Below are 11,918 nucleotides of genomic sequence, written 5' to 3' on the forward strand. Positions count from 1 at the left end.
GCCCGATTTAGTGATAAAGACAAAAGCGTTTTCCTTCAATTTCACAAATCCGGATATTCATTTCATAAAGATCATTTAAAATACTTGTTTGAATAACTTCTTCTGTTGCGCCATGTGCATAGAGCTTTCCGCCTTTCATGGCGACAATTTCATCTGCATAGCTTGCGGCAAAATTAATATCATGTAGAACAATCAGAATCGTTTTTCCTAGTTCATCCACTAAGCGTTTAAGAATCTGCATCATTTGAACCGCATAATTCATGTCGAGGTTATTTAAGGGCTCATCCAATAAAATATAATCGGTATCTTGGGCTAAAATCATGGCAATATACGCCCGTTGTAATTGGCCCCCAGAAAGGGTATCAATGTATTCTTCTGCCATTTCAGTTAAGCCCAATTGTTCCAGCGCTTCTGTTACTTTTTCATGGTCAGCGCTTTTTAAGCGACCTTTGGAATAAGGAAAACGACCAAAATTGACCAGTTCTCGCACAGTTAATTTAAGTTGTACACCGTTGGCTTGTTTTAAAAGGGCAATTTTTTGTGAAAAAGCCGATTGCTTCCAGGTTTTTACTTCTTGCTTGTCCAGATAAATTTCCCCGGTATCTTTGGGAATTAAGCGACTCATCATGGCTAGCAGCGTGCTTTTCCCAGCGCCATTTGGCCCAATAAAGGCCGTTAATTTGCCTTCAGAAATAGGTAAATCAATGTCTGAAACGACAAATTTATCGCCATATTTTTTTGATACATCACTCATCTGGATCATGTGCGTTGCTTCCTTTCTGCAATAATTTTCCATATAAAATAAACGCCCCCAACAAATTGAATCACCACACTGAGCGGGGTATTCAAATGAAAGACCTGTTCAACCATCAATTGACCAAACACCAGTAAAAAGACTGCTATTAAACTCCCTGCCACAAACAGTTCTCGGTGGCGATAGGTTTTCATGAATTGATAACTCATATTGGCCACGATAAAACCTAAAAATGTAATCGGTCCCACTAATGCTGTTGATAAGCCGACCAGACTACTGATCAAACACAACAACACTAATTGAAACTGATTCACAGCAATCCCCAAATTCTGTGCTTGATGGTTCCCTAAATGTAAAACGTCTAAACGGTAACTTTCCCGCCAAAGTATCCCACAAATCATGAGTACCGCCACACCAACGAAAACGAGATACTGACTATTGACGTTACCAAAACTGGCAAACAACTTTCCTTGGAGTAAGTCGTATTCGTTAGGATCCATAATCACTTGTAAAAACGTACTAATACTACTGAAAAAAGTACCTAAGATCATGCCAATCATCAATAATAAAAATAAATCGGATTGATTTTTGCGTAATAGAAAATACGATAAACTAGTACTTAAAAACACCATTAAAAAGACGTTCATCAAAAACGAGCCAAGACTTACTTGACCTAACGCTTGTGCGCCTCCTAAAAGAAAAAATAACACCGTCTGCACAAAGACGTACAAGGAATCCATCCCTAAAATGTTTGGCGTTAGGAAATGATTTTGCGTGACTGTTTGAAAACTAATAGTTGAAAAAGCCGCAGCGATTCCGACAAAAATAAAAGCCAATAACTTTTTGCCTCGTAACGCCAAAGCAAAGGACCAATTGCCATACGTGTTATAAGTTAAATAACAAAGGCTCACAATTACTACGGCAGCTAAAAGCAAAAGTAATGAAAGCCATTTTTTTAAAGGCCGTTTCATCGTTTGCGCCCCCTTAGTAATAATAAAATGAACAAAATGCTCCCTAATGTTCCGACAACCACGCTGACAGGAATTTCATAGGGGGCAATCAATACTCGTGCTAAAATATCACAGATTAACAAGAACAAACTCCCGCAAATCCCAGTTAACCACAAGGTATTTTTCATATGATCGCCATAACGTAAAGACACGAGATTAGGAATCACAACCCCTAAAAACGGAATATTCCCCACCATCAATAAAACGATGGCACTTGCTAAAGCAACCAGCGTCAAACCTAAAAACTGAATTCGCTGGTAATGGACGCCAAGACTATTTGCAAATGCTTCACCCATACCAACGACAGTGAAATGATAAGCAAATAAATAAATAACAAACCACAAAGGAATCATTAAGAATAACCATTCATAATTCCCTTTCATAACTGTGGAAAAATTTCCTTGTAACCAAGCAGACATATTTTGAACCAATTGGTATTGATAGGCAAAAAATGTGGCAATTGAGCCTAGAATGTTACCAAACATCACGCCCACCAAAGGGACCATCACTTGATTCTTACTTGGTAATAATCGAATGAGCGCTAAGAATAATAAGGTCCCGCTTAGCGCAAAAATAAAAGCAATTGCCGTTCGATAGAGAAACGGAGCTGTTGGGAAAAATAACATTGCAACTAAAATACCCAACCTTGCACTATCGGTTGTTCCAGCGACACTAGGAGCGACAAATTTATTTTGTGTGAGTTGCTGCATAATCAATCCAGAAATACTCATCGTACTACCAGCAATGATTAAACTCAACGTGCGGGGAACACGGGTGGTAAATAAAACAAATTGTTGCTGCGCATCTAATTGAAACAACTGAGAAAGTGCAATGTCCTTCACCCCTATCACTAATGACAATAAACTGAAAAGTAATAGTAGAACAAACAAACCAATCTTTTTCATGAGAAAACTCCATTTTTATTTAATTGAGAATGATTCTCATTCTTAGTTACAGTGTATGAGAAAACCATCACAAATGCAACCACTTTTTTTCCTTTATTAAAAACTTCTTCTCAAGCCGACTGACCAACGACTTATCTAAGATATGCTATAATGGAGGGAAACGTTAGGAAAGGAGTGTTACTGAATGGCGAATGATGACTTACAACAACGTATGGATAAAGGAATGTACGGTACGCCCCTCGTTAATCCTGAAGAACAACACAAATACATGGGCACATTTCGTGAACGCTGCCGTCTCTCCATGACCGTCGCTGAAATGAAAGATGCACAGAACCAAAAACATTTATTAGAAGAATTAGCGAAGCATCCTGAAGTTACAGTACTTTTAAATGGCGAAATCTCTTCTGACCTGCAAAGTACCTATATTAAATTATTAAATCAGCATGGCGCAACCTTTAAGATTGTTAACAATTTTGTGGAGAACAACCCTGACTCTCTCGGCTTACTGTTAGCTGAAAAACACGCAGTCGATGAACCTGTGATTGACGTTACAGAAAAATATCCTCAAGCAACAGAAACGCCAAAAGAAGAGCCAACAGCTAAAAAAGGCTTTTGGCAAAAACTATTTCACTCATAAAAAGATCAAGAAAATTTATGAGTCATTGGATTGTTTAAACATAAGTTATGAGCGCTTCCATTTATAATAGAATTGTGCTATTATAAAGATGAAAAAGAGAGGTATACGGGTACATACCTCTCCTTTATACCAGCGCCAGTTATAAGAACTGGTGGCTTACTGAGTTAAGTTTTTATTACTGTTTAACCGTTCGGCCTGTCAAGCTTATGAACGGTTATTTTTTATCGTTTTTCGTTGCTTCAAGGATACCGAAAATCAGTAACGCAACAAGGGTTGCAAAACTAATCATCAATTCCAATGTCGCTTCGATTGACAAAAAAAATGCTCCTTTCGTTAAAGTGCATCGGATACACATAGGCATCACCTGCCTCTCTAACTCAGAGCCACCGTCATACAACTTTCATTGGTAATAGTTTTAGTATAACCTATTGGGTTCACCAAGAAAACGTTTTTATAAAGAATACCGCCAAAAAATCTATTATGAATTTTTTGGCGGTATTCTTTTTTTATTGAACCACTTCTGGGTATAAAAGTTTTAAAACGTCCATTGTCAAGCGTCTACCCTGTCCAGCGTAAGGATACACATGCATGTGCATGGCTGGATTAAAGTTCGCTTCGATAATCCCGTACGTTAAGCTATCACGCGTGCCTTTTACGTCTTTGTCAGGAATGATTAAATCAATACCGCAAATTTTGGCTCCTAAAGCAGCTACGGCCTCAATGGCGATTTGTTTATAACTATCATCAATGACATCGGTCATATCAATCGAATCCCCGCCCGTGCTAACATTAGAATTTTCTCGCAAGTACACGATTTGCTCTTTTTCTGGCACAGAATAGATAGTTAAACCTTGTTCTTTCAACATTAGTTTTTCTAAATCATTTAACTGGATTAACTCTAGTGGTGCACGGTGATTGGTCCCCCGCAATGGATCACTATTTTTAGCGGCCACCAATTCTTCTACAGTGTGTTTGCCATCTCCGGTAACATTGGCTGGCACGCGCAACATGATGGCTTTTACATCATTATCTAACACAAAGAACCGATATTCTGTTCCAGGTAAAAACTCTTCAATTAAAACCGCTGTGTCCTCTTTAAAAGCAATCCGTAACGCTTCCGTAAAGTCTTCCAACGAAGCGCCTTCTTTAAAAATGGTAATTCCTAAACCGTAATTCGTTGATTTTGGTTTCACGACAAACGCTTTATTGGCGTAGCGTAAATGTGCTTCTTGTGCCTCAATAAAAGATGAAAATTCTTCACCGCCAGGCACATGGAACCCTGCTGCAGACAAAATTTTCTTTGTCACGGTTTTGTTTTCCATAATCAATGGTACCACGTAGTTATCTTTGCTAGTCATGTTGGCATTTTTGACGTATTCAATGTGCTCGCCATGTTGCAGTTTCAAAAATTGCTCTTGTTCATCTAAAATTTCGATTTCCAAACCTTTTTGAATCGCATCAAACAAGAAAATTTGTGTGGATAATTCCATCTCACGGAAACCAGCTAATTGATAAGGGCGTTCAAAGGCCATACTTTGATATTGGTTTCCAAAAATATTTCCCAGTTCACTGTTGGAGTTTTCTTGAATAATCGTCCACATTTTGCCAGAAACGGTGTCTTGTGGATTCCGCAGTTGTTGATAATACTTACCGACAACTTCTTTGCCTTTACGAATGCCTAGAGCATCTAACATATCAATCATTTCTGAAAAAATCCGATCGCCTTCTGCAATTAACTTAATCGTTTCATGAGGATGACCAAGAGCCACCTGTTCATTAAAAATATCGCCAGTTTTTACCCATTCATCCGCTTCTTCTTTTTCATCTGTCCACAATAAATACAACATGAAATAATGTAAGAAATCCACGGTATCTTCCACAATGCCTAAACGTGAAAAAGGATTTAAGTCTAAATTACGCAACTCGATATAGCGAATACCTGTTTTAGGCAAATCAGACATTTGTTTCCCGCCACGTAAGCGCACAGGCGCATAAAATTCTTTTTCTTCAGAAAGTAAACCATTTTCCACCATGCGATGAATATCTTCTAAATAGCGTTCCAATGAGGCATACGATACTTTCACATTGTCATGATTTCTGTAGCCATACGTACTATTCCGAATACTGCGAATAGGTTCTTGCGGTTGGTCGTCATAGACCCTAAAGTAGCCGTCTTCACTAACTGGCGAAGCCCCAAAAAGATACGTAATTAACCAACGATAACGTAAAAAGTTACGGGCAACTTTCATGTACACTTTCGTTTTAAATTGTTTGCAATCTGTCACTTCGGATTGTTCATCATATAATTGCTGAATCAGGGCTTGGTCATATTCAAAATTAAAATGAATTCCGCTGACCATTTGTTTTCGTTTGCCATACTCTTTTGCCAAATAACGACGATATAACACTGCATCATATTGATCTAATTTAGCAATTTTAATCTCTTCATCTTTTGTTGGTAATTGTGGCGGCATACTTAATGGCCACAACATTTCATCTTCTGGAATCGAACGACGAGCAACATCGTGAATGGCATCTAAAAAACGAAGCATTTCTGTGCCGCTATTTGCTACAGGCGTGATTAGTTCTAATTGTGTTTCACTAAAATCTGTTTGAATATATGGATGATAAGAACGGTTACCAAAAACCGTGGGATGATCAGTTGTCGCTAAAAGCCCTTCTCGTGTACTACGTTGGTTTTCTTTTTCTAAACCAAAACGAGCCATCAATACGTAAGGACGAACATTTTTCTTTTGCATTAATTCTCTATAATTCATCTTGTCGCCTTTCTTTCTACAAACTATCTGTTTCTCTTACTATTATATAGGAAAACGAGTAAATATGCTGTTTTTTTGAACGTTCGCTTGGGAATTTTCGAGACACTTTTAGAGAGCACCTTTTTCCGTTATACTGAAAACAACTAGTTTATAGAAAGTGGGGATTGCTCATGAAAAATCGTGCATTACTTTTAATTGACTTTCAAAAAGGCATCGAAAGTCCGACGCAGCAATTGTACCGTCTGCCAGCAGTGTTGGAAAAGGTCAATCAGCGTATTGCTGTCTACCGCCAACACCATGCGCCCATTATTTTTGTTCAACATGAAGAAACTGAACTACCTTTTGGCTCAGACTCTTGGCAACTTTTTGAAAAGCTGGATGCACAACCCACAGATTTTTTCATCCGCAAAACACATGCGAATGCCTTTTACCAAACAAATTTAAATGATTTATTGACGGAACAAGCCGTTCAAACGTTAGAAATTGCTGGCGTGCAAACCGAGTTTTGTGTGGACACTACAATTCGGATGGCTCATGGTTTAGGCTATACGTGTTTGATGACACCGAAAACCACTTCCACCTTGGATAATGGACATTTAACCGCGGCACAAATTATCCAACATCATGAAGCTATTTGGGCTGGCCGCTTTTTGACTTTTTTGCCTTCAATAAATTGAGGGCTTTTCCAAAAAATTGTTTGTTCACTATGTTTTCTTGTCGTATTTCATGTTAGTATAAGGAAAAAGTGTTCAGTTGATTAGTTGAAGATTTAGAGTGTGGGACATGAGTCGATTAGGCTTGTCTCTCATGTTCTGTCTTTTTTTATGTCATCATTCACTAAACTAATAAATAATTGGAGGTATTTTATGAACAAATTTTTTACAGCCCAACGTTTAAAAGACACCGCCTATGTAACAGTCGGTGCATTCATTTTGGCCATTTCAATCAATGCGGTCTTATTGCCAAATAAACTTGTCGCAGGCGGAGCCAATGGCATTAGTATTGTTATTAATTATGTTTTCGGGATTAGTCCCGCCATTGTTCTTTACGCCATCAATATTCCTCTTTTAGTGCTTTGTTTCTTACTTCTTGGGAAAGAGGTCGGTGTCAAAACCATTTATGGCAGTCTTATTTATCCATTTTTTGTAGGAATTACTTCAGGGATGCCTGTTTTAACACATAATATTTTTCTAGCAGCATTATTTGGCGGTATTATTACAGGTGCTGGCCTAGGCTTGGTTTTCCGTGGCAATGCTTCAACTGGTGGGACAGCAATCATTTCACAAATTGTCAATAAATACTTCAAAGTTTCCTTAGGTATTGCTATTTTATTCGTCGATGGTTTAGTCATTTTATCAGCAATGTATGCTTTTAATGCAGATATTGTGTTATTCTCTTTAATTTGTTTATTTACAATTGGTCGTGTCGTTGACATGATTCAAGTTGGTCTGGTTCGCTCGAAGAATGTGATGATTATTTCACCAAAATATGTCGCTATTCAAGAACGCTTATTACGTGAACTAGATAAAGGTGTGACCTTGGTGCCAATCGAAGGCGGTTATCGAAGCGCGAAAGGCATGCTCTTAATGACTGTCATTCGTGAAAAAGATTTTCCCCGCTTAAAAGAAGCCATTCTTGAGATTGATGAAGAAGCCTTTTTGATTTCAATGAGTGCGAGTGAAGTCTACGGAAAAGGATTTAGCTTGAAAAAAGTAGCTGATTCTTATGGCGTTGAAGCTACTAATGCCAATAATTTACAATAGTTTTTTGTAGGAAAAGAGCCGCAAAATCTGTAGAGATTTTGCGGCTCTTAATTTATACTCTATTGTTCAGTCATCTTAAAAAATTCGATTTCTTTATTCAATTCTTCGATTAATTCGTTTTCATCGGTTAATGTTAAGATTTTCATTCCTCGCTCTATTAGTACGCTATTTTTTTCACAAATTCCCATTCTAACAAAATAAACGCCTAAAAAATCATATCGTTTTAAATCTAGTGCTAGTTGTTTCATTCGAAGCAAAACATTTTCACACTCAGCCATCTTACAATTTTTCAAATAAATGGTTGATAAATTAGTCAATATAGATATTTCAAGATCTTTAATTTTAGCATATGTACTGTATTTCTTTAAAGAATACAATAACTTATCGGATATGGCTTCGATTGTTTCAAGTGGGAAATAAAACAAAATACCATTAAGTAAGCGAATCTCATTATAATACCATACATCCATTTTCTCTAATCTAGTCCAAATTTGACTAATTAGCAGTTTCGATTTGCACACATTGCTACTCATTGATTCTAATTGGAAGGCTAACTGAGCTTTTAATAGCATCTGAATATCTTTGATATAATAATCATCCGTTATTTTTAAAAATTTTTCGCATCGTTTTAGCAAGTCCTTGATATTCACTTTGTCTGTATTATTTATTAAAGAATTGAATTCTTCAATGATACACTCTCTTTCCTGGGGCTGATAAACATTACATATATACTCGAACTCAGAAAAACTCATATTTATTTGTTGTAATAAATACTCCATAGTTTGATAACTGGGCATTATTTTACAATTTTCTAATTTGGATAAGGTTGTTCTGGATAATGCTTCATGACAAATTTTTTTCTGCGAAATACCTTTAGACTCTCTTACCTCCTTATAAACTTTCCCAAAATTCCATTTCACCACCATCACTCCTTTTTATAATACTTGTGACTAAAGTGTACAAACTGATTTTTTCTTAATTTTATTTGTTAACATAATTCTAATCAAAAATTCAGAAAAATACAAATATAGACTGGAGGTGATTAAGTTTACCAATTTTTTTGATAGACAATTTCACACTTTTAGATTATTCATAGAAAGGACATCCCACCTCGATGCTTAAATTTTTATTCAGTAAAAATCGAAAGTTATTCCTTGCTACATTTCTGATGACATTACTTTTCGCTACCTACAAACCGATTTTTTCGCTACTGATTTTATTCGACTCAAATTATATTAAACAAGAACAAACTTTACCTTTTTACATCTTAGTTTGTATCAACTTAGGAATTCTATTTAGTCTTGTTTTAATTAATTTAGGATCACAAATTGTTCAACAACATTTTTTTGCCAGTTCTTTAAAAAAAATGAATAATCAAATGTACCAAGCTTTGATTCGGTTACCGCTGGCTACTTTAATAAAAAAATATCCTACAGAAAAAGTTGTTAAAATAATGACGATTGACAATCCTTTTGTGATAAAAAAATATCTAGGTGCGCTAATTAGTTTGATTTATTTTATTTGTTCATTTTCTCTAGGTTCGCTATTAATTCTGACAATTAATTGGCATATTTGGCTCTATTTATTAGCCTTAACGTTGATTTCTTTTTTTACAACGAAACATTTTGTCAAAAAAATCGCTATACATCAAAAAAAATTTAATGATTCACAAGCTAATATTGTACAAACATTGCAAGATATTTTTGAAGACTTAGCAGTATTAAAAATTTTTTCTATTGGCAAACGTCTCTTTCCTCGTTTTTCTCAAAAAAACAAAGAAGCTGAAAAACATTTTTTCAAGAATAATTTTTTCCAATCAACGATAACAGTTATTAATGATACTTGTGGGTGGTTTATTCAAATTGGTTTGTTATTAATAGGTATTTTTTTAATTCGCCAGCAAGAATTGACTTTTCCCGAACTATTAGCGATAACACAATCTGTCGAAACAATTACTACTCCTATTTTTTGGCTCTCAACTGTATTAACAGAACTTTATTCTACAAAAGAGATTCGCAAAGTCAATGATGTCTTGCTTTCCACCGAACCTGAACTTCTTCATTCTTCTATAGTTCCCAAAACAATTTTATTTAATAATGTTTTGATTACTTATGAAGAAAAAAATATTGGTCCGATTAATTTAGAATTATATTCAGGAAAAAAGTATATAATCATTGGTAAAAACGGAAGTGGAAAATCATCTTTCCTAAAATTGTTGACACAAGAGATAAATCAGTATCAAGGAAAAATATTATTGAATCAACAACAAGAATTACGCACAGTCGACTTCTCGACAATGATTGGCTATGTTTCCCAAAAAGCCAAGCTTTATGATGGGACAGTCGCAGAAAATATTACTTCTTTCAATAAACCTAATAAAGAGAAGTTACATGAAATTGGTAAAAAAGTTTTTGGTGCCGATTTTGAAATAATTTCCAATCAATCTACTGCCACAATCAGTGGTGGTGAGGCTATGTTAGTTTCCTTGGCTCGGGCGCTATATGAAAATCGTCCATTTTTATTGGTAGATGAACCAACTTCTTCAACAGATAAAGAAAATACTGAAAAAGTTTTATCCCTATTAGCTGAAAGTTCTAAAACAGTCCTTGCTGTTCTTCATCATGTAAACAATGATATTTCTAGTAAATTTGATGAAGTAATTCAAATGTAAAAGAATATACACCATTTTCAAAGTTAGACTTTTTAATCTAAGTTTGAAGAATGGCGTATATTTTTGTTTGATTATAATATTTTTTCTGTAGAGATTTTGCGGCTCTTTTTACATCTTCATCCAGACAGGTTCTAAGCTATTGCCATCCAAATCTTGCACTTCTAAGCCATACATTTGCTCTTCTGGTATTCCCATATCAACTCGGTAGCAGTTGCCTCCGTTAGCTTTGGCGGTTTCGCCAAACTGTTTTACGGCTTCGACACTCTCTAAACTAAAGGAAATTAATGCCCCACTGGTTGTTTGCGCATCAATAATTTGCTTTTCTTGGATAAATTTTCCATAAAAGTCATGGTTCAACAACATAATCCAAAATTGATCATCCCACATCATCGAACTAGCTTCCTCTGTTGAAAATTCCTCGTTCTTTTTGAATCCAAGTTTTTCATAAAATGCTGTAGAACGTTGGACATCCGCTACTGGGAAGTTAACAAAAACCATTGTGCCCATGTGATTCATCCCTTTCTTTTAATCATCTACGACAGCTAAGTGTGCGTTGCGACAAAATCAACAAGCTTGTTTGATTTATACTAGCATATTCATAAAAGAAATGTTACTAAAACGTTTTCTTAAGGTAATTCTCGATAAGCCAAGTGCTGAATGATTTCACTATGTTGTGGATAATCGTTTAACAATTCCGCTTGAGTAAATAACTCGAAGTCTTCAAACTCAAAGCCTGGTGTAACTACACAACTGACTAACGCAAATCCTGTCGCTACTGTAGAGCCAAAGATTGTGCCGGCAGGAACTGAGAACGAAAGCTGTTGTCCTTGAACTAAGTCTTTCCCTAACTGAACAGCTTGATACGTTCCATCAGGAAAAATACAGTGAACGGTTAACGGCTGACCATCGTGAAAAAACCATAATTCATCCGCTTTTAAACGATGAAAATGTGACGGACTTTCTGTATTTAATAGAAACAAAATCGCTGTATGCAACGCCCGTTCGCCTCGTTTGGTTGGAATCAATTGTTCACTTTTATTGGTTTGTTTAAAATAACCGCCCTCAGGATGCGCTTCTAATCCTAACTTCTCAATCCACATTTGTTCTGTCATCTTCTCCCTCACTCCTTCATTTTTTCAGAAACAATTTAGGAAGAACTTAGAACATCCGTCCCAATCCTAAAATAAACGGCGGGACAGGAGGTCGGGACAGAACCGTTTAGCTCCGAGAAATAAGAAGAAATTTCCGAAAATTGCTCTTTAATTTTTGGAGAATTTCGACTTATTTCCGAAGGAGTTGGTTCTGTTCCCGCCGTTTATCAGGTTTTGAGCCTGGGACAAAAATCCAAAGTGATTTTTGTCCCAGGCTCCTGTCCCACGTTCTTCCCAAACCTGTTATTTT

12 protein-coding genes are annotated in these 11,918 nt (G+C 36.1%); 4 read left to right on the forward strand and 8 right to left on the reverse strand.

The features are described from left to right. Positions 1–7 precede the first annotated feature (7 nt). Genes IGJ20_RS12115 through IGJ20_RS12125 form a run of 3 tightly spaced genes read right to left on the reverse strand, consistent with a single transcriptional unit; the run spans position 8 to position 2,669 of the window. On the reverse strand, positions 8–763 hold the full coding sequence (locus IGJ20_RS12115; protein ID WP_002354962.1) for an ABC transporter ATP-binding protein: 756 nt from the start codon (positions 761–763) through the stop codon (positions 8–10). Further along, positions 760–1,725 (reverse strand): iron chelate uptake ABC transporter family permease subunit, encoded by a 966-nt coding sequence (locus tag IGJ20_RS12120; protein WP_002371665.1) that lies wholly within the window; start codon positions 1,723–1,725, stop codon positions 760–762. The genes IGJ20_RS12115 and IGJ20_RS12120 overlap by 4 nt, the downstream gene beginning before the upstream one ends. Next, on the reverse strand, positions 1,722–2,669 hold the full coding sequence (locus tag IGJ20_RS12125) for an ABC transporter permease (RefSeq protein ID WP_002394759.1): 948 nt from the start codon (positions 2,667–2,669) through the stop codon (positions 1,722–1,724). Before IGJ20_RS12125 ends, IGJ20_RS12120 begins: the two co-directional genes overlap by 4 nt. 184 nt (positions 2,670–2,853) lie before the next feature. On the opposite strand from IGJ20_RS12125, the gene IGJ20_RS12130 reads away from it, so the two are divergent. Next, entirely contained in the window at positions 2,854–3,306 is a 453-nt protein-coding gene (locus IGJ20_RS12130) for a YueI family protein (protein ID WP_126254759.1), read from the forward strand. A 214-nt stretch (positions 3,307–3,520) separates the two neighbouring features. Here IGJ20_RS12130 and IGJ20_RS12135 read toward each other — a convergent pair whose 3' ends face one another. Continuing rightward, positions 3,521–3,622 (reverse strand): putative holin-like toxin, encoded by a 102-nt coding sequence (locus IGJ20_RS12135; RefSeq protein WP_021164442.1) that lies wholly within the window; start codon positions 3,620–3,622, stop codon positions 3,521–3,523. Between the two features lie 190 nt (positions 3,623–3,812). After that, positions 3,813–6,083 (reverse strand): bifunctional glutamate--cysteine ligase/glutathione synthetase, encoded by a 2,271-nt coding sequence (gene gshAB, locus IGJ20_RS12140; RefSeq protein ID WP_002354955.1) that lies wholly within the window; start codon positions 6,081–6,083, stop codon positions 3,813–3,815. Between the two features lie 170 nt (positions 6,084–6,253). Between gshAB and IGJ20_RS12145 the strand changes: the two genes are divergently transcribed. Beyond that, positions 6,254–6,760 (forward strand): cysteine hydrolase family protein, encoded by a 507-nt coding sequence (locus tag IGJ20_RS12145; RefSeq protein WP_126254758.1) that lies wholly within the window; start codon positions 6,254–6,256, stop codon positions 6,758–6,760. Between the two features lie 189 nt (positions 6,761–6,949). Continuing rightward, positions 6,950–7,846 carry a YitT family protein gene (locus IGJ20_RS12150; protein WP_002365354.1) on the forward strand — a complete coding sequence of 299 codons (897 nt, stop codon included), beginning with the start codon at positions 6,950–6,952 and terminating at the stop codon, positions 7,844–7,846. 59 nt (positions 7,847–7,905) lie between these two features. Here the strand turns inward: IGJ20_RS12150 and IGJ20_RS12155 are convergent, their stop codons facing one another. Further along, positions 7,906–8,772 carry a helix-turn-helix domain-containing protein gene (locus IGJ20_RS12155; RefSeq protein ID WP_002415662.1) on the reverse strand — a complete coding sequence of 289 codons (867 nt, stop codon included), beginning with the start codon at positions 8,770–8,772 and terminating at the stop codon, positions 7,906–7,908. 188 nt (positions 8,773–8,960) lie between these two features. On the opposite strand from IGJ20_RS12155, the gene IGJ20_RS12160 reads away from it, so the two are divergent. Further along, entirely contained in the window at positions 8,961–10,517 is a 1,557-nt protein-coding gene (locus IGJ20_RS12160) for an ATP-binding cassette domain-containing protein (protein ID WP_126254756.1), read from the forward strand. 108 nt (positions 10,518–10,625) lie between these two features. Here IGJ20_RS12160 and IGJ20_RS12165 read toward each other — a convergent pair whose 3' ends face one another. After that, complete coding sequence (locus IGJ20_RS12165) at positions 10,626–11,024, reverse strand: VOC family protein (protein WP_002361020.1); 399 nt, start codon at positions 11,022–11,024, stop codon at positions 10,626–10,628. A 119-nt stretch (positions 11,025–11,143) separates the two neighbouring features. Further along, positions 11,144–11,629 (reverse strand): cupin domain-containing protein, encoded by a 486-nt coding sequence (locus tag IGJ20_RS12170; protein ID WP_002381091.1) that lies wholly within the window; start codon positions 11,627–11,629, stop codon positions 11,144–11,146. Between the last annotated feature and the right edge of the window lie 289 nt (positions 11,630–11,918).

The sequence above is a fragment of the Enterococcus sp. DIV0294 genome, assembly GCF_050558155.1.
In the GTDB taxonomy this organism is placed as follows: domain Bacteria; phylum Bacillota; class Bacilli; order Lactobacillales; family Enterococcaceae; genus Enterococcus; species Enterococcus faecalis.